The following is a 25649-nucleotide window of genomic DNA, read 5'->3' on the forward strand; positions in this document are numbered from 1 at the left end:
GGCATCGCCGACCCCTACGCGGCCAAGAAGTAGCGGACCCCACCGCAACGGACCTGCAGCAGGGCCCGGCTCCACCTCCGTGGAACCGGGCCCTGCCCGCATCGGGCCATGGCGCCTACGTGCGGTCCTTTTCGTAGACGGCGCGACCGCCGACGACCGTGCGCAGGACCTGCGTGTCCAGCAGCACGGCCGGGTCCGCCCCATTCGCCTCCGCGGCGAGCACATCCGTGTCCAGGACCAGGAAGTCGGCATAAAGACCGGCGGCCAGGCGGCCGATCTCGTGTTCCGCCCCGCAGGCCCAGGCGGAATCGCGGGTGGCGTGTTCAAGCGACTGGGCCAGCGGCAGGGCGAAGTCCGGGAGGTTGGTCCCGGCGTTCGCATCCAGCGCCGAGGACCGGGTGGTGGCCACGTACATGTTGGGCAGCGGGGCGTGCGGCGAGGTGGGGGAGTCGGTGCCGAAGGCAAGCCGCGCTCCGGCATCGGTCATCCACGGCCAGGGAAAGCCGCGCTCCACCCGGTCGTCGTCCAGCTTCTCCCGCCAGTTCCCGCCGATCGCCGGATCGGCGTGGACCGGCTGCATGCTCGCGGTGATCCCGAGCGAGGCAAGCCGATCGACGTCGGCCCGGTCGACGAGTTCGAGGTGCTCGATGCGGTGCCGGCGTTCGCGCGGGCCGTTCGCCACCACCGCATGCTCGACGGCGTTGATGGCGATCCGCACCGCCTCGTCGCCGATGGCGTGCATGGCCACCTTCAATCCTGCCGCGTCCGCGGCGGCGACCACCGGTGCAAGCTCTTCAAGGCCCCAGATCGGGTCGGCATTCGTCCCGTCGGCGTAGGGCGCTCCCAGGACGGCGGTGCAGCCGTCGATGGTGCCATCAATGATCACCTTGATTCCGACGACGCGCAGGAAAGGCGAAGAGTGCTCGAGGGCGAGTTCGGCCGCCCGCTGGACCTGGGCCAGGTTGTCCCCTGCCGATGCGGTGTTGTTCACGCGCCAGTAAGCGATGAGCCGGCTGGTGAGCGTGCCCTCCTTTTCCGCGCGCTTGAAGGTCTCCAGGTCGGTCTCGTTGAATCCCATGTCGCAGGCCGTGGTGACTCCGGCCTCCCGATAGGCACGCTGGACGGCAGCCAGGCTTGCCTCGTGTTCGTTCTCGCCCACTCGTGAGTCGAGGAACGGGAGCACGATGTCGTAGAAGGCGTTCTCGTCGATGTAACCGGTGGCGTGGCCGCCGGAATCGCGCTTGATGGTGCCGCCGTGCGGGTTTGGGGTGTCATCGGTGATCCCGAGTTCCGCCAGGGCGGCCGTGTTCACCCAGACCGAGTGGAAGTCATAGGCGAAGGCGTAGACAGGTTTGTCGGGCACCACGGCGTCGAGCATGTCCGCGTGCGGAACGCCATCCGGGATCGCGCCGTGAAGCCAGCCGGTGGCGAGGACCCGCGGGGAGTCCGGGCGCTCGGTGTCCCGCTCCTTGATCCGCTGCTGGATCTGTTCGACCGAGCCGGCACCCCACAGGTCGACCTGGCCGAGGGCTTCGCCGGTGCCGATCACGTGGGCATGGCCGTCGACGAATCCGGGCACAACCAGGCGCCCGGCAAGGTCGATCGCCTCCGCTTCCGGGCACAGGCGGCGGGCCGTGCCGGAGTCGCCGACGTAGAGGATCCGTTCGTCCTGGACGAGCATGGCCTCGGCCCAGCGCCGGGTGTCGGCCGTGAAAATTCGGGCGTTGGTGTAGAGCTGGGTGGTCACGCGATATCTTCCTTCAGGTTTGGTGCGGTTTCTGGGGCGAGGCGCTCCAGGGCGCTGCCCACGTCCAGCATCAGCCTGTCGTCGAGCCCATGGAGCTGGTCGGAGCCGGGGACGGGCCACGTGGAGAGCTTCACGATGACGGCATCGGCGCTCGGGGCGAGCCACAGGTACTGGCCATGGATTCCGACGCCACTCACATTGCCGTGCTCGTTCCCGGTGCACCACCACTGCCTGGTGTATGAACCGCGAGGGTGGATCGTCGTAAACGACGGATCGGTCATGGCGTGCGGGTCGCCCCCGGCGAGAATGCTGCGGACCCATTCCTCGGAAACCACCCGACCGCCCGGCGCCAGGCCGCCGTCGAGCATCAACTGCCCGACGCGGGCGAGGTCGCGTGCGGTGCACGAAACTCCTCCGTTCGCGAAGCCGAACCCCGTTGAATCGACGGTGATGGTCGCGTCGCGGTCGGCGTCGAGTTTGGACCACAGGTATTTCGAGAGGGCCTCGCAGTACCGAAGTCCGGTTACGCGCTCGACGATCCAGGCGAGGACGTCCGTGTTCGCGGAGCAGTACTGGAATTCACCCAGTTCGCCGTTTCCGGTGAGCGTGGCAAGGAAGGCGTAGGTGTCCGCGGGGTCGCCATCGTGGCGGGTGCGCCAGCCGGCTGAGCGGTCGTGGGTCTGCACTGTCGAGGAGGGGTCCGCGTAGTCCTCGTTGTAGTCGATGTGGATCGTCATATCGAGCACGTGCTGGACGGTGGGTCCGTCGTACACGGACCCTGCCAGTTCGGGCACGTAGTCGACGACGGGGGCGGACGGAACGATCTTGCGTGAATCGATCAGGGCTCCGACGACCAGGCCGCACAGGGACTTGGAAACGCTCATCACCAGATGCCGATCGTCCGGGGCAAACCCGGGCCGGTAGTACTCCGCAACCACTCGGTTGCGCTGCAGCACCAGGAACGCATCCGTGTACGTCGCTTCGAGCCGCTGCGTCAGGTCCGGGATCCCCGGCTCCAGGACGTCGAGGCGGACCGTGGCGGACGGCGGGGCAACCGGGAGGCGGCGGGCCACTGTGGCCGTCGGCAGCAGTTCGCCCAGGTGCGCGAATGCCCATCTGTTGTGGGGCCCCTCCTGCCAGGTGTCGAGCGTTGGCGCCCCGGCCGGAGCGCCGGGATAGCGGGAGGGGTGCGTGCCGGTGGAGGCAATGACGACGTCGGTCATGCTGCGGATCCTTCCTTGACGGGGTATGGGTTGGCGGCGGGGTTCTTCGTGGACCGACGCTTCACGGACAGCCGCTGCAGGGCGATGTAGACCGCTGGCGTGACGATCAGGGAGACCGGGACCGAAAGGTCGATCGAGCCCAGGGCCGCGGCGAGTGGTCCGGTCCACACGCCGCTGGTGAGGAACAGTGCCGCGAGGCCGGCTCCGAGGAGCACGGCGAGGAGTCCGGGAACGTGCCATCCGCCGCTGTACCAGAAGGGGCTGCCGGGCCTTTCGTCGAAAAGGTCGTCGCCGTCGTAGCGGCCCCGGCGGAGGATGACGTCCGTGGCGAACACCGCCATGGTGGGCCCGGAGATCAACACCAGCAGCTGCAGCATGAGGTTGACGGCTTCCAGCAGGCTCGTGGACATCACGAGGTAGATGGTGAGCGCGGTGCCGATCGCTCCGACGACAACGGCCGACGGGATGCGCCGGATCGGTACGCCGATCGACTGGAAGGCCATGCTCGCGGTGTAGGTGGTCATGCCGTTGAGCGAGATGGTGTTGATGATGACGCCGGCCACGAAGAGGGGGCCGAGCCAGGCCGGGAGAAGCCCCAGGAGCGCGGATTCGATGCCAAGGTCCATGGCCGCCGCGTCAATGCCCGTGGCCAAAAGCGCACCCACGGCCGTGAAGAAGATGCTTGGCAGGGCACCGCCCAGGGACGTGGCGGCGATGATGTGCGGGGGCTTGGTGGAGCGCGGGAGGTAGCGGGCGAGGTCCGGGCTGTTCGAGTAGGACAGCGGAGTGGAGGCAAGGATGGCGAAGCCGATGGACATGGCGGACCACAGCGGCACACCCTGCAGGGGTTCCGCCGGCGCATAGCTCCAGTCGACGTGGGGCAGGATGAAGGCCGTGACCAGAAGGAAGATGACCAGCAGCACCAGCGCAACCGCTGGATAGCATCGCAGGATCAGGCCGTGGCCGTAGACCGCTACCACCACGGTGATTGCAGCGACGGCGAGCGTCACCAACACCGGCCCGATGACGGGATCCGTCACTCCCACCTGAGCCAGGAGTTCGGCTCCCATGAATGAGGAAGCAAGCCAGTTGAGTGCCAGGAACACTGCCGAGATGAACCAGCCGAAGAAGGCGACAACAACCCTATTGCCGCGGATTCCGTAGATGGCTCGGGTGATGACGGAACCGGAGGTTCCCGCTGCGGGGCCGCTAATGGCAATGATGCCTGTCAGGATCCAGGGAAGGCTGCTGGCGATGATGACGAGGAAGGCCTGCCAGAGCTCAAGGCCGAGCAAAACCAGGGACGCGCCGATGGTGAAACTAAGGACGCTGACGTTGGGCGCCGCCCAGACCGGGAAGAGGTCGCGGGCTCGCCCACGCCGTTCGGAGGCATCGATGAGTTCGATGCCGCGAGTCTCGGGGTGGGCCAGCGGCCCTGGGGGGCTGACTGCGTCAGTCATGGGGGGCTGGGACAACGGTGTTCCTCTCGGACAAGGGTGGGCGCACAACGCCGGAAACCGAACCGCGAACGCTGTTGGTCGGACGACCAATGCGATATTGGTCACTAATCCAATAGACTGGGCGGCATGATGTCAAGCCCCACTTCCCAGCGAATCCGAAAACTCCCGGAAGAACGTCGCGCCGAGATCCTGTCCGAGGCCGCGAACATCGCCTTGGCCGAGGGCTTGGAGCGCATCACGCTCCGCGCCGTCGCTGACCGCTTGGGGGTTCGGCCCGGCTTGATCAGCCACTACTATCCGGCCGCGGAGGACCTGGTCATCGCGGCCTTTGTCCTTGCGGTGTCGGAAGAGCGCGAGGAACTGTTCCCGGCCGACGGCGACCCAGTCGCGCGCTTGGCGCACTTGGTTTCACGCATGGAAGGGGACGGCGCATTTGAGCTCACCCGGCTGTGGCTGAATGCCCGGCATCTCTGCCGCTTCAGCCCGGCACTCGCCGAGGCGCTGGAGCACCAGGAGCACCTGGACCGCCAGCGCCTGACATCACTCATCGAGGACGGAATGGCCACGGGGGATTTCACCGTTGGCGACCCCCTCGCCGCATGCGTCAGGATCTTCGTCGCGATCGACGGAGTCGGCGCCTACGTCAACAACACCCAAGCCTTTACGCATGAAGCCTTTACGCACTTCGTCTCGGACGTCGCGGAGTGGTCCCTCGGCATGCGCGCAGGCGAGCTGCGCACGGCGGTCGATCAGGTCTCCGGCGGGGACGTCCGGGCCAAGGCAAAGGACGACGCCGGCAGGTAGCGGGCGCGCGCCCGCACCGCCGGCGGTGCGGCCGAGCTCAGGGCCCCCTCCACCTCCGCCAGCGCACGAGCCAGGCTGCCCCCGGTGGCGGGTGCGGCGGCCGTGGGACGGCCGTAGGTGCCGGCCTCATAGGCCCGGCGCAGCAAGTCCAGCGCGTCGGCGGCCTCCGGGGTGCCGGACGCCAGCCGTCGGGTGAAGGCGGCCGGGCTCTCGGTGGGACGCGGTCCGTACCCGTAGTCCCGTGCGAGCGCCACCAGTTCCTGCCACGCGGCCTCCGCGCCGAACTGCCAGGGAGCGGGCTGCCAGGAATCGGACTGCCCGGCGGCGTCGGTCGGGTGGTCCGGATCCTGCGGTGACCGGCCGCCGTCGATCAGGCGCAGCCGGCGCCGGCGCTGTTCCCGGCGGAGCAGCCAGGGCAGGAAGAGGAGGGCGGCGCCGGCCAGGCCTGCGGCGATCCACGGCAGGGCCCCGGTGGTGCGCGGTTCCTCCGCGGCCGTGGCTTGGGGCCCGGACACCTCGGGGGAGGGTTCGGTGGCCTCGGCGGTCGCTTCCATCGTCGGCAGGGACACCGGGAAGTCCTCCATGGCGGGGTCGGCGGGAGCCGCGGTGGGTGCCGGGGCGTACTCCGGAACCGCGCCGCGCCCCGGCGTGGGTTCGAACGGGACCCACCCGATGCCCGGGAAATGCAGCTCGGGCCAGGCGTGCGCGTTCCGGGCGCTGAGCACGTACCCGGTCAGCACGGTGCCGTTGGGTCCCTGGCGGGTCTGCGAGGTTTCCCGGCCCGGGGAGTAGCCGATGGCGATCCTGCTGGGAATGCCCAAGGTCCTCGCCATCAGTGCCATCGCGGAGGCGTAGTGCACGCAGTAGCCGCTGCGCTGTTCCAGGAAGGCCCCAACGACGTCCAGCCCGCCGCCGTCGTAGCCCTGCTCCAGCGGGGTCTGCTCCGAGTAGGTGTATCCGGGTCCGCGGAGGTGGTTCTGCAGGGCGACGGCCTGCTCGTACGCGGTGGTGGCGCCGGCCTCGGCCACGACCCGGGACGCGGTTTCCGTCACGATCCCCGGCAATCCGTCGGGGACGGTGGAGTACTGGAGGGCGGTCCCGCCGGAGCGGGACCCGGAGCTGCGTTCCAGGCGTTCGGCGGTGACCGTGGGGGACCCGGAGACCACCGTGTAGGCCTGTCCGGCGCTGGAGGTGCCCGCCATGGCCCGCAGGGTCGAGGTGTCCCGGGACCAACCCCACCGTCCCTCCAGCCCGGCCACCGAGCGTGCCCCGGCCGGCAGGGGGAGCCACGGGCTCTGGTACTCCTCGGTGACCACCCGGGTGACGGTGCCGCCGCCGGCGAGCGGTTCGCCGCCGGCGCGCGGCAGGCGCCCGGAGACGACGGAGACCACGGAGCGGTCGGCCAGTTCGTCGTCGGGCATCCAGCGGGCGGCGTCCAGGTCGCCGATGACGGCGGTGCGCAGGTACAGCGGTGCCTCGGAGTTCGTGTAGTAGGAAACCGGGGCCGGACCGCGGGCGCTGCGCAGGTTGTTGCCCAGGTCCAGCAGGGTGCTGACCCCTGTGGGCCTGCCGATGGCGTTCAGCCGGGTCCCTTCCGGGAACAATCCGGTGCCGAACCCCGGCAGCAGCGGGGGAACCAACAGCATGGCGGCGATCGACGCGGCGATGATTCCGGCGCCCCTCACCGTTCCGGCCCTCACCGTTCCGCCCGGCGGTGGACGGGACGGCAGGCGGGTGGCCTCCGGCAGGCGGGCAGCCCCCAGCAGCAGCAGGAAGGCGGCCGCCGTCGCGGCGAGGGGAACCAGGCCGGCGCCGGAGGTCTTGACCACCGAAGCGGCGGCCAGCACCGCCGCCAAGGGGAGGGCCGTTAGGGCGGGCATCAGGAGCCCGAACGCGACCAGGTCCACCATCAGGGCTGTCAGTCCCAGCAGCAGGCAGGTCATAAAAACCACCGGACGCTCGGACGCCACCGGAGCGGTCTCCGCGGCGGCGGTGTGGTTCGCCTCCGCGACCAGGTCAACGGCCAGGCGCAGCGTCGTCCCGTCGGGCACCAGGCCCCACCACCCCGTGCCGGGGAAGAAGAGCGGCGTCGCGGCCAGGCACAGGCCAAGCGCCCCCGCGATGGTGGGCACCGGCGTCGACGCCCCGGCCGCGCGCGCGGCCGCGGCAGCGCCGAGCGTGGCACCCACGCACACCACCACGGGGCCCAACCACGCCCATCCCACCAGCACTCCGGACAGGCTGGTGGCGGCGCAGAGCACCGCCAGCATCGCCGCCGCGCCGCGCCCGGCCTCCGCCCCCAGCCGGGACCACAGCCGCGCCCCGCCCCCGGAGCCCGACGCCGGCGGTTCCGGGACGGCGCCGGTCGGCCCGCCCTGTCCGTTCAGCCCGTTTTGGTCGTTTGGGGGTCGACCCTGTCCGGGCGGACGGGAACCGGCCGTGACCGCGGGGCGGCTCACGGTGCCTGCCCCGGGTGCGCGCCGTCCCTTGGGCGGGGCGGGGTTGTGGGGCGCGGCGGGGGTGTTGGGTGGCGCGGGGTGGGTACGTGGGATGGAGCTGTGGGGCGGGGCGAGGGCGGCAGGGGAGACCACGTGTCCAGGGCCAGCCAGGCCTGCTCCAGCGGAACATTCGGCGCGGCCGCCGCCGCCCTCCAGCCGTTTTCCCGGAACACCCGCACCGCGGACGCCGATTCCTCAGGCAGGCCAGAGGCCAGCAGCACGCTCACGGCCCGGTCGGGCCCGAGGGAGTCCACCCACGCACGGGCCCCGGCCTCATCGAGGCGTCCGGTGAGCAGCACCACGGGGCTACCCATCCCGTACCTGGCCGACCCGTATCTGCCTGACGCGATCCTGTCTGACCCGCTCCAATCCGGCCCGCTCCCGCCCGCTCCGCGTCCGGATCCGGCCGGCTGCTCCGCCTCCGCTTCGAGGCCGAGGGCGGCCAGGACGCATCGCAGTTCGTCCACGGCCCCCGCACCCTCGAACACGGCCCGGGCCGGGTCGGAGGCGGTGGGAGAGGACGCCGCCAGCGGGTCGCCGTGCCGGTCCAGCAGTTCCACCGCGTACCCGAGTCTGGCCAGGCTGGCGCCGATCCCAGCCGCGGCGGCCACCGCCCAGTCGAAGCACGCGGTGGTGGTCCCGGGAACGCTTGGGAAATGGCCGACCGGTTCCGGCCGGTCAGACGGGGCGTGGCCGGAAGCGGCGGAACCCCGGACGAATGCGGCGGCGCTGCGGTCCACCACCACGGTGGCCCGGCGCGGGGTCCGTGGCTGCTCCTGCCGGACCATCAGCCGGCCCCGGCGGGCGGTGGTGCCCCAGTGGACGCGGCGCATCGGGTCGCCGTCCCGGTATTCGCGGGTGGCGGCGTCGTCGCTGTCCGCGGAGGCCGCTCCGCGGAACGCGGTGGCGTCCGTCCCGCCGCGCAGTCCTGGCAGCGGGCCTGTCTCCACCCGGGGAAGCGGGCCCAGGACGGTCAGGGGGGACGGGCCCCCGAGCGCCACGGTCCGCCGCGCCAGCCCGAACGGGTCGGTCGATTCGACCGTCAGCGGCCCGACCGCGTACAGGCCGCGGCGCGGGGGCCGCAGCCCGTACCTGAAGGTTCCCGGCACCGAGACGATGGCGGAGGGGGACGGCCCGGCTCCCGCAGGCAGCGTCTCCGTCAGCCGGAGCGGACCCCGGGAGCTCTGCTGCGCCGCACCCGGTGCCGGACCCTGTCCAATGCCGGCGGCGGGAGGGGCGATCTCCACGACCACCGTGCACTCCCGGCCGGCTGTGGCCCGATTGGCTGTGGCGTGATGCGCCGTGAAGGAGCGGCGCACCTGCAACCGGGGGAGGCCCACGCGCAGCGCCGCGGCGGCCACCAGGGGCGCGGCCACCAGAAACACCGCGACGTTCAGCAGCTCGCGCCGGCCCAGCAGCCAGGCCAACACCAGAGTGCCCGTCCCGCACGCCAGCAGCGACCAGCCCCGCATTGTTAAGAGGTGCAGGGTCAGGAGGCGCAGCGGCGGAAAGCGCGATCCGCGAACCCCCGGGCCACCGGGGAGCGAGGCCGGCACTGGCGCCCCGTCAGCCGTGCGCCCCGGTGCGCACCGGGATCCTGGCCAGCAGGGCCGCCACCAGGTCCTCGCCCGTGGTCCCCGCGGCCTCCGCCCGCCGGTGCAGGACCAGCCGGTGCGCCAGGACGGCCTGCGCCACCGCCGCGACGTCGTCCGGCAGCACGAAGTCCCGACCGCTCAGGGCCGCTTCCGCCTTGGCGGCGCGCAGCAGCTGAAGCAGCGCCCGGGGACTGGCTCCCAACCGGATGTCCGGGTGCGTGCGGGTGGCCTGCCCCAGCGCCACCACATACTCCTTCACCGGGTCCGCGGCGAACACCGAGCGCACGGTCGCGGCCAGCTCCAGGAGCCCGGCGGCACCCACCACCGGACGCACGTCGTCCAGCGGCGACCCCGACTGGTGCGTCTCCAGCATCGCCAGCTCGGCCCGGGTGTCCGGGTAGCCCATGGAAACCCGCGCCATGAAGCGGTCCCGCTGGGCCTCCGGCAGCGGGAAGGTCCCCTCCAGCTCGATCGGGTTCTGCGTGGCGACCACCATGAACGGCTCCTTCAACCGCCACGTGGTTCCGTCCACGGACACCTGGTGCTCCTCCATGCACTCCAGCAGGGCCGACTGCGTTTTCGCCGAGGCCCGGTTGATCTCATCCCCGATCACGATGTTCGCGAACACCGGCCCCGGCCGAAACTCGAAGGAGTGCGTGTCCTGGTTGTAGACGGAGACCCCGGTGACATCGGAGGGCAACAGGTCGGGGGTGAACTGGATGCGGCTGACGGTGCAGTCCACCGTGCGGGCCAGCGTCTTGGCCAGCATGGTCTTGCCCACCCCCGGCACGTCCTCGAGCAGCAGGTGGCCCTGGGCCAACAGCACCGTCAGCGCGGTCCTGGCAACCGCTTCCTTGCCGTCGATCACCGTGGCCACCGCATCGAGGATCCCGCGGCAGGCGCGCGCGAAATCGACAGCCTCCAGCCCGGCGCGCTGTCCGTCGGGGCGCTGTCCCGCGGTTTCCCGGGCGGCCGAGGGTGCCGTGCCCGTTGCGGCGGTGGATTCCATGCGTCCTCCCGTTTTCTTGCGGAAGTTCTTGCGGACGTGCGGGGTGGGGAAAAGCGGGGTGGTGCTGCGCCCGTGTCAGGTTGTTCCAGACTACCCGCCATCGGTGCGGCGGGGGCCACGCGATTTGCCCCTCCGGCCCGGGTGGCCGGGCGCGGCGGTACCCTTGATGGGTTCCCGAACACCACGAAAGGACCTCTCGCATGTGCCACGGATCGGGCGGGATTTCCGCGCAAGCGCCTGCGGCCGTCCCCGGACTGACGCCCCCCGCCTACGTGCGGCCCCACGAGGGGAATGGCGAGGCGCCGTCCGCGGCCCGCGACGCCAGCGACGGCGGCCGCAAGCGCAACCTCGACTACCCTCCCGCCCCGGAGCCGCTCGCCGTTCCCGTCCCGGACAACCACACGCACATGGACTTCCGCGACGGACTGGTTTCCGTGGACGTCTCCGACGCGCTGGACGCGGCCAACGCGGTGGGGGTCTCCGGCGTCGTGCAGGTCGGGTGCGACGTCGAATCCTCGCGCTTCGCGGTCGAGGCCGCCGCGTCCGATCCGCGCGTGCTCGCCGCCGTGGCGATCCACCCCAACGACGCGCCGCGCTATGCGGCCCGGGGCGGGCTGGAGGAGGCGCTGGAGGAGATCGACCGGCTGGCGGCCCACCCGCGGGTGCGTGCCGTGGGCGAAACCGGTTTGGACTACTTCCGCACCGGGCCCGAGGGGGCCGGCACGCAGGAGCTGTCCTTCCGCCGACACATCGAGATCGCCCGCACCCGCGGCAAGGCCCTGCAGATCCACGACCGCGATGCGCACGCGGACATAGTCCGAATCCTGGAATCCGAGCAGCTGCCGGAGCACGTGGTCTTCCACTGCTTTTCCGGCGACGCCGAACTGGCCCGGATCTGCAACCGCAACGGCTGGCACATGTCCTTTTCCGGGACCGTGACCTTCAAGAACTCCCAGGACCTGCGCGAGGCGCTCGCCGTGGCCGATCCGGACCTGGTCCTGGTGGAAACGGATGCGCCGTTCCTCACGCCGCACCCGTACCGCGGACGGCCCAACGCCTCCTACCTGATCCCCTACACGGTGCGGGCGATGGCGGAGTTCCTGGAGGAGGACCTGGACACGCTGTGCGCCCGGATCGGGGCGACCACCCGCCGGGTCTACGGGGAGTTCCAGCCTTCCTGACGCCCCGTCATGCGGTGCGCGCAGCCCTTCGCGGGAACCCCCGGAGCGGCCCCCAGGGTGGCCACGGTTGGGCCACGGAAAGATCACGGAAACGTCTCGCTCGATGCCCGGAACTGAGCGGTTTTTGGTCCCACGGCTTGTGCATTTATTACAGAACGATTACGGTTGGGGGCTAGTAGCCGGGATCGGGGAAGGTTTCCGGGTATCAAGCCGAGGCCCGCCTCGCGTTGGGAAGTTCCGTTCGTACGGCCCAGCGCGGTCCCGTTGCCCCGGCCTGTGCCAGCAAAGACGCCAGCACGGGAGGATCCCGCGTGAGACCCGTCGGGGTTCGCCTCCCATGCCGCATCCCCGTGCCCGGGTCAACGCAAAGTTTGGATTCCCGTGCTGCATGTCTTCAAGAACCGCTGGGTGAAAATCGGCGCCCAAGCCACCGTCCTGACCGCCCTGGTCCTCGGCCTCGTCTCCTTCGTCGGAGCCAACAAGACCATCGCAGTGACCGTCGATGGGCAGACGCGAAGCGTCCAGACCTTCGGCTCCACGGTCGCCGACGTCCTCGCCGCCTCCGACATCACGGTCGCCCCCGAGGATGAAGTCACCCCGGCGCTTGAAGCCGGAGTTTCGAACGGCTCCGCCATCGAGGTGAACCGTTCCAAGCAGGTTTCCGTCTCCATCGACGGCGTCGACCGCGTCGTGAACACCACCGGCCTGACCGTGGCGGACGTCCTGGCGCAGCTGAAGGTTGCCGGCGGCTCCGAGGTCTCGGAGGCCGGCCAGCTGCAGCTGGTCTCGCTGAAGACCCCGATCGAGATCACCACTCCCAAGGACGTGCGCATCGCCGTCGACGGGAAGGACCGCAAGCTCTCCACCACCGCCGCCACCGTGGCCGACCTGCTCGCCGAGGCGAAGATCACCGTCGGCAAGGAGGACGAGCTCTCCGCCAAGACCGGCGACGAGGTGATCGACGGCCTGAAGCTGAAGGTCGTGCGGGTCGAGACCAAGACCAAGACCGAGACCGAGGCCATCGCCGCCGGCACCACCGAGGTCAAGGACGCAGAGCTGGCCAAGGGCACCACCAAGGTCCTCTCCGAGGGCAAGGACGGCGAGCGCAAGCTCACCTACAAGGTCGTCATCAAGGACGGCAAGACCGTCTCCACCGAACTGGTGAAGACCGAGGTCGTCACCGAGGCCAAGGACGCCAAGGTCGCCGTGGGCACCAAGGTCAAAAAGGCCGCCTCCTCCGGTTCCTCCAGCTCCGGCGGGACCACCGCCGGCGCGGGCGGCGTCTCCAGCTCCTGGGCCGCGCTGGCCAAGTGCGAGTCCGGCGGCAACTGGGCCATCAACTCCGGCAACGGCTACTACGGCGGACTCCAGTTCAGCCTGAGCAGCTGGCAGGCCGTGGGCGGCACCAAGTACGCCGCCTACCCGCACCAGGCCACCCCGGCCGAGCAGGTTGCCGCCGCCGAGAAGCTGCGCGCCAGCGGAGGCTGGGGCCACTGGCCCGCCTGCTCCGCGAAGCTGGGCCTGCGCTAGCGCGAAGCGCACGCCCGCACTCGCAAACGCCGGAAGCGGCCGGATTTTTCCGGCCGCTTCCGGCGTTTGCGCGTTCGGCGCGGCCGCCGCCGTCGTGCACCGGCCAAGCCGGCGGGCCCGCTCAACTAGAATTGGTTCGTGACTGAAGCCCCGAACACTCCCGCCCCGCTGCTGGGCGCCGCCGACATCCGACGCCTCGCAGGGGAACTGGACGTTCGGCCCACCAAGATGCTCGGGCAGAACTTCGTGATCGACGGCAACACGATCCGCCGCATCGTCGCGGCCGCGCACCTCGGCCCGGAGGAGACGGTGCTGGAGGTCGGGCCGGGGCTGGGGTCGCTGACGCTGGGCCTGCTGGATGCGGCCGAGCGCGTCGTGGCTGTCGAGATCGACCCCAAGCTCGCCGGGCGGCTGCCGCGGACCGTGCGCGAGTTCCGCCCGGAGCGGGCGGACCGGCTGGACGTGGTGCTCTCCGATGCCATGAAGGTGACGGAACTGCCGCACGCTCCCACCGCGCTGGTGGCCAACCTGCCCTACAACGTCGCCGTCCCGGTGGTCCTGCACCTGCTGGAGCACTTCCCGACCCTGCGCCACGGCCTGGTCATGGTCCAGGACGAGGTCGCCGACCGGCTGGCCGCCGGGCCGGGCAGCAAGACCTACGGCGTGCCCTCGGTGAAGGCCGCCTGGTACTCCACCATGCGCAAGGCGGGCGTGATCGGCATGAACGTCTTCTGGCCCGCCCCCAAGATCCATTCCGGCCTGGTCGGGTTCGAGCGCCATGAGCCCCCCGCCACCACGGCGACCCGCGAGCAGGTGTTCGCCGTCATCGACGCCGCATTCGCCCAGCGCCGCAAGACGCTGCGCGCCGCCCTGGCCGGCTGGGCGGGAAGTGCCGCGCAGGCCGAGGCCGCCCTCGTGGCCGCCGGCGTCGACCCGCAGGCGCGCGGCGAACGGCTCGGCATCGAGGAATTCGCCCGCATCGCCGCCGCCCACGCGGCGCAGGCCCACACCGCGCAGGCCCCGGCCACCGACGGCCCGGGCACGACGCCGGACATCGGCGCCGGGGGCGCCTGATGCGTTCGGTCGTGGCCCGCGCCCCGGGCAAGATCAACGTCTCCTTCCGCGTCGGCCCCCCGCGCGAGGACGGCTACCACTCGGTCGCCAGCCTCTACCTGGCCGTCTCCCTCTACGAGGACGTCGCCGCCAGCGCCCGCCCCGACACGGAGATCACCGTGTCGCTGAACCCGAACTCCACCTCCGTGGTGGACCCCGAGGACTTCCCGCTGGGGGAGGACAACCTGGTGGTCCGCGCGGCGCGCCTCCTCGCGGACCATACCGGCCACCTTGCCGGCGTGCACCTGGACATCACCAAGCGCGTGCCCGTCGCCGGCGGCATGGGCGGCGGCTCGGCGGACGCGGCGGCCGCGCTGGTGGCCTGCAACGCGCTCTGGGGCACCGGCCTGACCCGCGAGGAACTCGGACGCCTCGGGGCCCGGCTCGGCGCGGACGTGCCGTTCGCGCTGTCCGGCGGCGCCGCCGTCGGGCTGGGCGTGGGCGACGAGCTGTCCCCGCTGCTGCTGCGCGGCCGCAGCGACTGGGTCCTGGTGCCCGCCAGTTACGGGCTCTCCACCCCGAAGGTCTACGCCATGCTGGACACCCTGCGCGAGGGACTGGACGTGCCCACCCCGGAGCAGGTCGATCCGGACCTGGTGCAGGCGCTGCTGGTCGGGGACCTGGACCGGCTGGCCGACCTGGTCGCCAACGACCTGACCCCGGCCGCGCTGGCGCTGGCCCCCGAGCTGGGACCCGTGCTGGAGATGGGCGACCGTGCCGGCGCCCTGGCCGAACTCGTCTCCGGCTCCGGACCCACCGTGGCGATGCTGGTCCGCGACGGCGAGCACGCCGAACAGCTCGTCACCCAACTCCAGGACGAGGCGGGCGTCGACGCCTTCCCCGTCCACGGCCCCGTCCACGGGGCACGCATCCTGTAGCCGAGGACATCTAGCCGAGTACATCCGGCGCGGCCCTGCGCCGCACCCCCCGCCACCCCGCGCAGGCGCGCGTCCTGCCCCCCATCGATTGGAACCACACCATGGCCCACCTGCTCGGCGCGGAGAACGTCTCCGTCGCCTTTGGAACCCGAACCGTGCTCGACGGCGTCAGCCTGGGCCTGGAGGACGGCGACCGCATCGGAATGGTCGGCCGCAACGGTGACGGCAAGTCCACGCTCATGCGCCTGCTGGCCCAGCGGCAGGAGCCGGACTCCGGCCGCGTGACCAAGCGCGGCGACGTCGTGGTTGGCTACCTCGACCAGCAGGACGTGCTCGACGGCGACCTCGAGGTCGGCCAGGCGATCGTCGGCGACGCCGCGGACCACGAATGGGCGGCGAACCCCAAGGTCCGCGACGTCATGGGCGGCCTGGTCGGCGAGGTCGACTGGCACGCTCGCGTCAGCAGCCTCTCCGGCGGCCAGCGCCGCCGCGTGGCCCTGGCCAAGCTGCTGATCGGCGACGCCGACGTGATCATGCTCGACGAGCCCACCAACCACCTGGACGTGGAGGGCGTCGCCTGGCTTGCCCGGCACCTGAAGCAGCGCTGGCGGGCCAACGAGGCCGGCCTGCTGGTGGTCACCCACGACCGCTGGTTCCTCGACGAGATCTGCACGCGCACCTGGGAGGTCCACGACGGCGTCGTGGACCCGTTCGACGGCGGGTACGCCGCCTACGTGCTGGCCCGCGCCGAACGCGACCGCTCCGCCGCCGTGGCCGAGGGCAAGCGCCAGCAACTGGTCAAGAAGGAGCTCGCCTGGCTGCGCCGCGGCGCCCCGGCCCGCACGTCCAAGCCCAAGTTCCGCATCGAGGCCGCCAACCAGCTGATCTCCGACGTGCCCGACCCGCGCGACTCCGTGGCCCTGTCCAAGCTGGCCACGGCCCGGCTCGGCAAGGACGTGCTGGACCTGGAGCACGTGAGCCTGGCGTTCGACGGCGGGACCCCGCTGTTCGACAACATCACCCTTCGCCTGGCCCCGGGCGAACGGCTCGGCCTCGTCGGGGTCAACGGTGCCGGCAAGTCGACGCTGCTGCGGCTGCTCAACGGCGAGATCGCCCCCACGTCGGGGAAGATCAAGCGCGGCAAGACGGTCAAGACCGCCGTGCTGACCCAGGAGGTGCGCGAACTCGACGAGGTCGCGGACCGCCGCGTGATCGAGGTCATCAAGGACGAACGCAACGTCTTCCAAGTCGGCGGCAAGGAAGTCTCCGCCAGCCAGCTGGTGGAGCAGCTCGGCTTCACCAACGAGAAGCAGTGGACCACCGTCGGGGAACTCTCCGGCGGCGAGCGCCGCCGCCTGCAGCTGCTGCGCCTGCTGGTCGGCGAGCCGAACGTGCTGATGCTCGACGAGCCCACCAACGACCTGGACACGGACACGCTCGCCGCCGTGGAGGACCTGCTCGACGGCTGGCCGGGCACGCTGGTGGTGGTCTCCCACGACCGCTACCTGCTGGAGCGCGTGACCGACCACCAGCTGGCGCTGCTCGGCGACGGGAAGCTGCGCGGCCTGCCCGGCGGCGTGGACCAGTACCTTGAGCTGCGCGAGGGCGTGGCCGGGGCCCCGGGGCAGGCTGCGAAGTCCGGACCCGCGGCAAAGTCCGGGCCCGCCGCCAAATCGGGAGGGGCGGCCGGGGAAGCCGCCGGGTCCGGATATTCGGAGGCCCAGAAGCGCGAGGCGCGCAAGGAAATCAACCGGATCGACCGCCAGCTGGCCAAACTGGCCCAGCAGGCCGAGAAGCTGCACGCGCAGATGGCCGCCGCGTCCGAAGCGATGAAGTTTGATGACCTCGGGGACCTGAACTCGAAGCTGCAGGCGGTCGAGGCGGAGCAGGCAGGACTCGAGGACGCCTGGATGGAAGCCGCGGAGGTCGCCCAAGACTAGTGCCCGAGGGCCCCGCCCCGAGCGAAGCGAGGTAAGAGAGCGGCCAGGGGTCCCCGCGGGCGAAGCGCGTGGGGCAGGCCGCGAACGGGGAGGGCAATAGTCGGTAGTGCCCGAGGGCCCCGCCCCAGTTCCCCGGTTCCCGGGTTGCCGCCCGGCTCTGTCGCCCAACTCCGGTGCCCCAACTCTGGTGCCGGTTGCGATCCGCCCCTAGACTCGGCGTTCTGGGGACGGATCCTTTGGGGGGATCTCCTCGGGTAAACCTACTGTGGGGGATAGGTGAAACCGTGGGACGTGGGAAAGGCGATTCAGGGCAGGACCGTGCCATCGGCACGGCTGCCGCTGGCTTGAGGGGCGCAAAAGGGGGTCCCGCGCCGGCCGGCGATGCCGCGGAGCGGATCCTGCGCGCGGTGCGCGAAGGCACCGGGGCGGTGGTCGAGGGGGACCTCGGCACCGGCCAGGACGACTTGGCCCACCATGCGCTCCAGGGACTGCGCGGAACGGCGCACGTGGTGCTCATTGACGCGGCCGGCGAGGACCGTGTCCCGGCAGCAGCGCCGCTGGGCAGTTTCGCTGACCTAACCCATCTGGTGGGTGCCGTCGCGCCGGAGGACCTGGGCGACGGGCCCGCGGCCGTGAACGCGGTGCGTCACCTGCTGGCGCGCCAATCCGGCGGCCTGCCCGTGGTGGCCTACGTGCCCGACTGCGGCCGGCTCGGGCCGGACGCGGTCTCGCTGCTGGCCAACCTGGCCCTCGCCGGCGTCCTGTCGCTGCTCGCCGTTTGCCGCGGGCACGAGGCCGACGCCCCGAACCGGCTGTGCCGGGTCGCCCATTTGGAGCGCTTCCGTCCGCATCCGCTGACCCCGGAGGGCGTGGCCGCCGAGGTTGCCGCCCGCTGCGGCGCCGACGCCAGCCCCGAAGCGGTGGCAGCCCTCTGGGAAGCCAGCGCCGGAAACCGCCGGTGGCTGGCGGCGATCACCGAGGACTGGCTGGAACTGGGCCACCTGGTGGACAGTTCCGGGACGTGGGTCCTGTCGCCGGGGCCGGGGCCTGTTGGCGACCGTGCCCGCCGCGAATGGCGCGACATCCTGGATTCGCTCCGGCCCGGGCCGCGCACGGTGATCTCCCTGGTGGCGCTGGCCGGCAGCATACCGCTCCACGCGCTGCTGCGGCTGGCGGATCCGGCCGATGTGGACCGCGCCCACGAATCGGGCCTGCTCGATCCCGGGCCGGCCCCTGTCCGTACCGCGCGCCTGCGCGGAACGCTGTCGGCCCGGACCGTTGCCTCGCTCATCCCGCCGGGGCGCTCCCGCGAACTCTTGGGCCTGCTGCAGGAGCAGCTGGGCCCGGACGCCGGGATTCCGCCGCGCGAACTCGTCGACTGGAAGCACGCGGCCGGCACCGTCCCGGAGCCGGTGGAGGCGCTGGCCGCGGCGCGGGAACTGCTTGAGGACGGACAGCCGCGGACCGCGCTGGCCTACCTGGAGCTGGCCAGGGACCTGTCCGGCACCCCGGCCTTCGCCACCGTCGAGGCGCTGGTGCTCACCGCCTGCGGCCGGGCCGGGGAGGCATGGGAGATCGCGGCGGCCGCCTGGGGACCCGCGCCACCGCAGGGCCCGGGAGGGCCGGCCGGCGGCCTGGCCGAATGGGCCGAGCTGGGGTTGGCGGGGGCGAGGACGCAGGCCCTTCGGGGGATCCACGGGGAGGGCCCGGAAACGGGGGAGCCCGCCGCCGTGCTGCTGGCCCGGGTGCGGGACAGGCTGGGGAAAGCCGTGGACGCGAAGCCGGGTGCGGGGGAGCTGGGCCTGGGGGAACGGAGTACGGCGGAGCGCCGCCGACTCAGGGAACTCGCGGCCGAGGCGGAGCTGCTGCAGCTGGAACTGGCCGTGGGAACCGGGCAGCATGCCGACGTGGGCGCACTGTCCCACGACCGCCCCGATTTTCCGCCGGAGGCCCGGCTGCTCTGGCAGGCCCTCGCGGTGGAAGCGGAGGTCATGTGCGGCAGGGTGCACGATGGGCTCGAACTCGGCCGCGAACTCATGCTCCAGCCCCGGTTCACGTTCGGCCGCAGCGTTTCCCGCGACAGCGCGCGACGGCACCTGGTCCACGCCTGCGCCGTCTCCGGCGACTGGGCGGAAGGGGCCGATCCTGCGGCGCCGCTCCGCTGGGCAGGGATGGTGCCGCCCGCCGGAGGGGCTCCGGGCGGCCGGGCAGCGGGCCCGGCAGACATCCTCCGGGCCTGCATCGCGGGCCGGAACGACGGACTGGAACGGGAGATCCACCAGTTGCGGGTCGACGATCCCTGCGGCATGCTTCCGCTGGTCTTGGCCGGTTCGGCCCAGGCGCTGGCGGCGCAGGGGCACCAGGCCGGGGCCCGGAAACGCCTGCGGGAGCTGGCGGACCTGGCGGAGCAGCCCGCCGCGTGGCTGGTCCGCCGCGGCACCGAGCTGCTGGCCGCGTGCGCCGAGGCCCTGCTCGGTGCCACGGAGCAAGCCGCCCGGCGGCTGCTGGACCGCGCCGCCGAGGACCGGCGCGCCGGACGCACCTCGCTGGAGCTGCTGGTCCTGGCCGCGGTGGTGCAGATGGGACGTGTCGAGGCGGTGCCCTTGCTGGCCGACGCGGCCCGCCGGGCCGACGGCCGGTTCGCGGCGGCCTGCCGCGACCTTACGGCGGCACTGGTGCATCCCGGCGGGCAGCGGGCCAGCCTGGACGGTCCCGGACTACTGGTGGCGGCCCGGACACTGCAGGCCATGGGGCATGAAGCGTTGGCCGCCTATGCGTATCGCCAAGCCGCGGCAGCCGGCATTCCGCGCTCCGAAACCGAGGACCGGGGGCACAGCGCCCTGGCCCCGGAACGGCTGCCTGCCGGAGGCGCCGGGCGGGGTCCCTCCGCGGTGCACCCGGCCGCCTTGAGACCGGGACCCGTGGCCGGTGCGGGAGGCCGGCCACGCTCCGGCGGACGGTCCGTGGATCCCTTTGCCGGGCTGACCGGCCGGCAAAAGGACATCGCGCAGCTGGTTGCCGCGGGGAGCAGCAATCGGGAGATCGCCGATGCGCTGGGGCTGTCGGTTCGGACGGTGGAAAGCCACCTGTACCAGATCTATGCACGGCTGGGGGTGTCGCGCCGGGGGGAATTGGCGACACCCGGGCCGACCGGACGCTGACGGCGCCCGGTCTTGGAGCACTTAAGTAGTAAAGGGGGGAAGACGAGTGGGCCAGGCTGAGCACTACTGATGCCATCGGCAATTTCCGCGCTTAGCATATGAAAAATTCCCGCAATCTCCGGGGCTATTGGGGTACCCGGAGTGTCGCGGGCATGGACTTGGGGGAAGAACATGACTTTGCCGCACCATGGGAGCAGCACGGCTCCATCGGGTTTTCTGGCAGCCTTGGGGGACGACGGACCGGACCCCCGGACTCGGACGATTTCTGCGCGGGTGAACCGTGCCGGCGTGGCGGAGCAGCTTTCCGCAGCCCTGCGCGATGACGCCTCTGCCGGCGCACTTCTGCTGGGCCTGCTTGGCAGCGGGCGACGGACAGCTCTCCAGGAGGCGCTGGCCACCCTGCCGCCGACAACCCGGCGGTTCAGCGTATCGGGTACCGAATTCGCCAGCAGCATCCCGTATGGGGCGTTGATGTTCCTGGTGTCCGGCGTCGACCCGACCCTGCTGGCCTCGGCCCAAGGGGTGCTGCGCGGCATGGGGGAGGTGTTTGCCGCCTCGGGGGCACGTCCCGTGGTGGTGCTGGAGAACACCGCCCTGATTGACGCGGCATCCTGCAACGCCTTGGCCCAGCTGGCTGCCCAGGGGTCGATCTCCCTGGTGCCGATCTGCGAACGCATGGAGGAAGTGCCGACGGACATTGCCGGCCTGGTGCGCAGCGGCGACATGGCCCGGGTGGAGGTCAGCCCGCTGACCCCCGCCGAGGCGGGGGAGGTCTTGGCGGCCGACCTCGGATCGCCGCTGTCCCGCCCCGCCTCCGCGCGGCTCTGGCGGGACGGCGAGGGCAACCTCGAAGGCCTGCGGCTGCTGGCCCGCGACTGCGTGGCCAGCGGCAAGCTCCGGCTCGCGGAGGGGCACTGGATCCTGGCACCGGGCACCATGCCGCTGGACGGGCACTTCGCGGCACGGATCCGCGTCCGGCTGGCAGGGCTCGGCGAACGCGAGCGGCTGCTGCTGGACGTGCTGGCGGTGCGCGGGGAAACCTCGGTGGCGGCGTTGAACGCAGCCGGTTTCGGGCCCGCGCTCGATGGCCTCCATGCGGCCGGCCACGTGGTGAGAAGCCAGCGCGATCCGGGACGGGTGGAGCCGTCGAACGCCATGGTGCGCCAGGTGCTGTGCGCGGTCCTGGACGGCGAGCAGCACCGCCTGCTGGCGGCGATGGTCCAGGAAGATCCTGAACCGTTTGCCGCAGCAAGGCTCGTTGCGGCCACGGCGCGGGAGATGCTGGACGGGGGCAACGCGTCCGCGGCCGCCGCGTTCCTGCAGGAGCGCAGGGAAGCCGGAGAACTCCCGGAGTCCCTGTGGCACGAGGCGCCGCAGGTCTGCGCCGATCTGCTGCGCACCGAGGTGCAGGCGTTGCGCACCGCCGGACGCAGCCGCCAGGCCGTGCTGATGGTGCACACCCTGCTGGCGAGGCTTGAAACCGGAGCGGACACCGCGGATGCGCCAGCCGCAACGCTCGAGGAAGTACGCCTGTTGGCCGCCGACCTTGCCTTCAAGGCGGGTCCGCTGGAGGACGGCGCCGGCCCCGGGCAGTCTGCCGGTGACAGCGGGCCCGCCGCCGGACCGCCGTTTCCCGCCCACCGCTGGCCCGACGACGGCCTGCGGATCGCCGAACAGGCCTGCCGGGCCAGGGAATGGGCCCTGGGGGAACGCCAGCAGGAGGCCGCGGAAGCGGTGCGGCTGCTGGTGCGGGACATCCTCTCCCACCGGGCGGCAGGGGTCCTCGACGAAGTCCTGCCCCCGGACCGGATGGGCATCGTGGTCGACGCGCTGATGACGGTGTTCCTCGCGCTCGGGGAATGGGACACCACTGCCCAACTGGCCCGGGCCCTGCAGGATGAGGCCGATGCCAGCCCCGATGGGGCGGCGGCGGCCGCGCTGGTGCTGGGCTCCCTCTCGGCACTGGGCGCGGACACCGGGTCCGCCCTGCTGCAGGCCACGCCCGCGCTGCGCCAGTTGGAGGCCTGGGGGCCGCCCGACCAGCGCGCCGCCCTGGCCGCACTCACGGCGCACTGCCTGGCCGACCAGGACCGGCCGCAGGAAGCGGCCGAACTGCTGGTCGGGCTGCGCGACGGGCTCGCCGTCGGACACCCCGTCCTGGCTTGGGCGGTGGAATTCTTCAGCGCGCTGACGGTGGCCAACCTGCATTCGGCCCACGCCGCCTGCAACCGGCTGATGGCGCTGGCCGACTCCATGGCGGAGTCCGGGCGGACGCTCCTGGAGGCGCACACGCTGGCCGCGGCGCTCCGCCTCGGCGAGTTCGCGGCCGCGGGCAGGCTCTCCGGGGTGCTGGGCCGCGTCCAGGGTCCGCTGGCCGGGGAACTGCGCCAGCTCGCTGACGCCGTCGTCGCCGAGGACGGGCAGGCCGTGGAAACCGCCCTGGAGCGGATCGCTTCCATGGGCTACCGCATGTTCGCCGAGGAAACCGGGAACCGGCTGTATTCCTTCCTCTCCGCCGGGGAAATCCGGAACCTCACCCGCCACCTGGCACGGACCGAACACGACCGGTCGGCGTCGGGCCGCCTGCCCGGCGACGCCACCGGAGCCGACCCCGGCCCGGACGAGCTGTCCGCGCACCTGGCGGTCCTGACGCGCCGGGAGCGGCAAGTCGCCTCCAACGTCGTCGAAGGCCTGAGCAACGCCGAAATCGCCAAACGCGGAGGGGTCTCCGTCCGCACGGTGGAGGGACACCTGTACCAGGTGTACTCGAAACTGAACGTGCGCAGCCGGACCGAACTCGCCCAGCTGCTCAGCCAGCCGGCCACCGACGGCGTCGTGGCATGAGCGCCCCGCGCGAAGGCCTGCTGGTGGGCCGGCACGAGGTCCTGACACGGCTGAAGGGGATCCTCGGGGACGAATCCGCCCCCGGAGCCATCGTGGTGGGGGCGGCCGGAATGGGGAAGACGGCACTGGCCTCGCTCGCCCTCTCCTCCCTGGACCCCGCCCCGGACACGGTGCGCATCCACCCGAGCGCCACGCTCTCCACTGTCCGCTTCGGAGCGCTGGCACCCTACCTCGGATCCATCCAGGACACCGCCGACGTCATGGGAGTCCTGCGCGAACTCGTCGACGTCCTGCCCCGCAAGGCGGCGGGAGGCGAGGGAGCGGGACGCGGCAAGCCGCTGCTTGTTGTCGACGACGCCCACTTCCTGGACCCGGCCAGCCGCTTCGTGCTGTCCCAGCTGGTGCAGACCTCCACGGTGCGGCTGCTGGCCTTGGGGGCGGGCACCGACTCCGTCGAAGGCGCTGCCGACTCGGCGCTGGGGGTGGGACAGCTGCCCGTGCTGGCGCTGGAACCGCTGGACGTGGAGGAGGTCCGCACGCTGTGCACCGAGGTCCTCGGCGGCGACGTTCCCGCCGGCACCGCGGAAACGGTGGCCTCCCTCACGGCCGGCAATCCGCTGCTGGTCCGCGCCTGGCTGCGGTGCGCGGCGGACCAGGGGGCGGTGGTCAAGAACAGCGGGGTATGGATCGTTGCCCGCCCGGACCCCGAACCCAACGCGGAAATGCGGGACCTGGTCCGCAGCCTGCACGCCCGTTTGGGCGGGCCCCAGCAGGAAACCATGGAACTGCTGGCGCTCGCCGGACCCCTGCCGCGCACGACGCTCGCCGCCGCCACGGCCGGCGGCGTGGAGGAACTGCTGGAGTCCGGCGCAGCCGCAGTGGACCGGGGAGGCCAGATCCGAATCGCCAGCAACCTGTATGCGGATGTGCTGCGCGCCCTGGTGCCGCCGGGCCGAAGCGCCCGGCTGCTGCAGCGTTGGCGCGGGGCTGCGGGAACGGCAACGGCACCGAACCATCGCCAAGTGCTGTGGGCGGTCGAATGCGGTGAAAGGGTGCCGCGCGAGGACCTCGAGCGCGCCGCGGCCGCGGCCAACGACGCGCTGGAACCCCTCACCGCCCTGCACCTGTGCCAGGCCGTGGGGGACGACGACGCCGTCGCCCTGGAAACCGCCCGGGCGATGCTGGGACTGGGACGGCCGCTGTCCGCCCTGTCGGCGGCCGAGCGGGTGTTCGACCGGCCCCATGACGATTCCACGCTGCAGGCCGCCTTGGCCGTGGCCACCTCGGCCGTGTGGAGAACCGGGGCGTCCGCGGCGGCCCTGGAGGAACTGGCCGGCACCTGGGAACGCCGCATCAGGGCCGCAGCCCCGCCGGAGGGGACCGGCTTCGGCAGCCTCGTTCCCCTGTCGGGCCTCGAAATCCTTCGTTTTTGGGCCCGGCGGCTCGACGGTGCGCTGCCCCACGACGCCGGCGAACGGCTCCAGGAACTGCAGCGGATGCCAGGGGCCACTGCCGAGATCCGGCTGCTGTCCACCCTCCTGGTTTCGGACGTCCACTGGATGGCGGGCCGCACCGACACCGCGGCCGCAGCGGTCGCCGGGGCCTGGGCGATTCTGGAAGCCGAACCCGCGCTCTGCAGCCGGTACTGCGTCCAGGTCATCGGTCGCCACGTCCTCTGCCTCATTGAGTCCGGCCGGTATGCGCAGGCCTCCGCGTTCCTGGACACCCACGTTTCCTCCGATCCCCGCGAGGCCGTCCGCCGGCAGGGGACGGTGCAGTTCCTGCGCGGCCTGCTGCACATGCGCCAAGGGCGGCTGGCCGAGGCGGTCGAGGAACTGCGTGAAGGCACGGCGGCGCTTTCGCTGACGGACCCGTTGCAGCTTCTGCCGCTCGCAACGGGCCTGCTGGGCCTGCTGCGCGCCGAAGCCGGAACCGCAGCCAAGGAAGGCACCGGGGCACATCCGCCGGTGCTGGCCTACCGCGGCCCCTACGATCTCTGGCTCCTGGCCCGGGCGTTCGCAGCCGCGGCCGGCACGGCGTTCGTGGGCGACCGCGGCGGGGTGCCGGAACCGTCCGGAAACCTGGCCTCGCTCGCGGGGGAAGCCAAGGCCAAGGGGCTGGCGCTGGTGCACCGGGAGATCCGCGTGCTGGCCTGCCTCCGTGAAGCCGGCAAGCCGGGCAACGGTGCCTCCCAGTTGCTGGGGGAGGCGGCGGAAGGCCTGGAAGGACCACGCAGCCGAACGCTCGGCCGGCTCGCCCTGATCGGCGACGCCACCGACCCGGACCGGCTGGAGACCGCGGCCGGGTACGCGGAGGAAGCCGGGGAAGTGGCACTGGCGGCGGAACTGCTGGCCCATGCCGTCCTTCTGCACGCCGAACGGGGGGAGGACAAGCTCGGAGGGCACACCTTGCGCCGGCTGCACCTGCTCACCCGCGGGCTGGGGACGTTGGGGTCGCGGACCGTGCTCCGGGCCAGGTCCCACGGCGAACTGACCTCCCGCGAGCGGGACATCGTCCGGCTCGCGGCGGAAGGCCACAGCAACCGGCAGATCGCCAAGGTGCTGACGCTGTCCCAGCGCACCGTTGAAGGACACCTGTACCGCATCTATCTGAAGCTCGGGATCGGCGAGCGCTCCGAACTCGCCGACTTCCGCTGATTCCCCAAC

At 71.8% G+C, this 25649-nt stretch carries 15 protein-coding genes; 9 read left to right on the forward strand and 6 right to left on the reverse strand.

The features are described from left to right. Nucleotides 1–115 precede the first annotated feature (115 nt). The 3 genes from ABD912_RS16305 to ABD912_RS16315 are packed head-to-tail and all read right to left on the reverse strand — an operon-like array spanning nucleotide 116 to nucleotide 4430. Nucleotides 116–1747 carry an amidohydrolase gene (locus ABD912_RS16305; protein ID WP_345152417.1) on the reverse strand — a complete coding sequence of 544 codons (1632 nt, stop codon included), beginning with the start codon at nucleotides 1745–1747 and terminating at the stop codon, nucleotides 116–118. Next, a complete protein-coding gene (locus ABD912_RS16310) occupies nucleotides 1744–2970 on the reverse strand; it encodes a serine hydrolase domain-containing protein (RefSeq protein ID WP_345152418.1) in 1227 nt (408 codons plus the stop codon). The genes ABD912_RS16305 and ABD912_RS16310 overlap by 4 nt, the downstream gene beginning before the upstream one ends. Continuing rightward, complete coding sequence (locus ABD912_RS16315; protein WP_345152420.1) at nucleotides 2967–4430, reverse strand: purine-cytosine permease family protein; 1464 nt, start codon at nucleotides 4428–4430, stop codon at nucleotides 2967–2969. Before ABD912_RS16315 ends, ABD912_RS16310 begins: the two co-directional genes overlap by 4 nt. 126 nt (nucleotides 4431–4556) lie before the next feature. On the opposite strand from ABD912_RS16315, the gene ABD912_RS16320 reads away from it, so the two are divergent. Next, entirely contained in the window at nucleotides 4557–5234 is a 678-nt protein-coding gene (locus ABD912_RS16320) for a TetR/AcrR family transcriptional regulator (protein ID WP_345152421.1), read from the forward strand. Here the strand turns inward: ABD912_RS16320 and ABD912_RS16325 are convergent. From ABD912_RS16325 to ABD912_RS16335, 3 genes are all read right to left on the reverse strand, one after another. Continuing rightward, nucleotides 5180–7693, reverse strand: coding sequence for a transglutaminase TgpA family protein (locus tag ABD912_RS16325; RefSeq protein ID WP_345152422.1), 2514 nt, complete (start codon nucleotides 7691–7693; stop codon nucleotides 5180–5182). The genes ABD912_RS16320 and ABD912_RS16325 overlap by 55 nt on opposite strands. Next, complete coding sequence (locus ABD912_RS16330) at nucleotides 7690–9204, reverse strand: DUF58 domain-containing protein (RefSeq protein ID WP_345152423.1); 1515 nt, start codon at nucleotides 9202–9204, stop codon at nucleotides 7690–7692. Before ABD912_RS16330 ends, ABD912_RS16325 begins: the two co-directional genes overlap by 4 nt. Before the next feature lie 94 nt (nucleotides 9205–9298). Beyond that, nucleotides 9299–10336, reverse strand: a complete 1038-nt coding sequence (locus ABD912_RS16335; protein ID WP_345152425.1) for an AAA family ATPase — start codon at nucleotides 10334–10336, stop codon at nucleotides 9299–9301. Nucleotides 10337–10536: 200 nt separating this feature from the next. On the opposite strand from ABD912_RS16335, the gene ABD912_RS16340 reads away from it, so the two are divergent. From ABD912_RS16340 to ABD912_RS16375, 8 genes are all read left to right on the forward strand, one after another. Beyond that, nucleotides 10537–11517 (forward strand): TatD family hydrolase, encoded by a 981-nt coding sequence (locus tag ABD912_RS16340; protein ID WP_345152428.1) that lies wholly within the window; start codon nucleotides 10537–10539, stop codon nucleotides 11515–11517. A 381-nt stretch (nucleotides 11518–11898) separates the two neighbouring features. Continuing rightward, nucleotides 11899–13047, forward strand: coding sequence for a ubiquitin-like domain-containing protein (locus tag ABD912_RS16345; RefSeq protein WP_345152430.1), 1149 nt, complete (start codon nucleotides 11899–11901; stop codon nucleotides 13045–13047). A 138-nt stretch (nucleotides 13048–13185) separates the two neighbouring features. Beyond that, the gene (gene rsmA / locus ABD912_RS16350) at nucleotides 13186–14121 is read left to right on the forward strand and encodes a 16S rRNA (adenine(1518)-N(6)/adenine(1519)-N(6))-dimethyltransferase RsmA (protein ID WP_345152431.1); all 936 of its coding nucleotides are present in this window, start codon (nucleotides 13186–13188) and stop codon (nucleotides 14119–14121) included. Beyond that, the gene (locus ABD912_RS16355; RefSeq protein ID WP_345152433.1) at nucleotides 14121–15038 is read left to right on the forward strand and encodes a 4-(cytidine 5'-diphospho)-2-C-methyl-D-erythritol kinase; all 918 of its coding nucleotides are present in this window, start codon (nucleotides 14121–14123) and stop codon (nucleotides 15036–15038) included. The genes rsmA and ABD912_RS16355 overlap by 1 nt, the downstream gene beginning before the upstream one ends. A 101-nt stretch (nucleotides 15039–15139) precedes the next feature. Further along, entirely contained in the window at nucleotides 15140–16978 is a 1839-nt protein-coding gene (locus ABD912_RS16360; protein ID WP_345152435.1) for an ABC-F family ATP-binding cassette domain-containing protein, read from the forward strand. A 344-nt stretch (nucleotides 16979–17322) separates the two neighbouring features. Then, complete coding sequence (locus ABD912_RS16365) at nucleotides 17323–20139, forward strand: helix-turn-helix transcriptional regulator (protein WP_345152439.1); 2817 nt, start codon at nucleotides 17323–17325, stop codon at nucleotides 20137–20139. A 288-nt stretch (nucleotides 20140–20427) separates the two neighbouring features. Beyond that, nucleotides 20428–22983, forward strand: coding sequence for a helix-turn-helix transcriptional regulator (locus ABD912_RS16370; RefSeq protein ID WP_345152441.1), 2556 nt, complete (start codon nucleotides 20428–20430; stop codon nucleotides 22981–22983). Then, nucleotides 22980–25640 carry a helix-turn-helix transcriptional regulator gene (locus tag ABD912_RS16375; protein ID WP_345152443.1) on the forward strand — a complete coding sequence of 887 codons (2661 nt, stop codon included), beginning with the start codon at nucleotides 22980–22982 and terminating at the stop codon, nucleotides 25638–25640. The genes ABD912_RS16370 and ABD912_RS16375 overlap by 4 nt, the downstream gene beginning before the upstream one ends. Nucleotides 25641–25649: the final 9 nt, after the last annotated feature.

The organism is Arthrobacter ginkgonis, assembly GCF_039540195.1.
GTDB classification, from domain to species: domain Bacteria; phylum Actinomycetota; class Actinomycetes; order Actinomycetales; family Micrococcaceae; genus Zafaria; species Zafaria ginkgonis.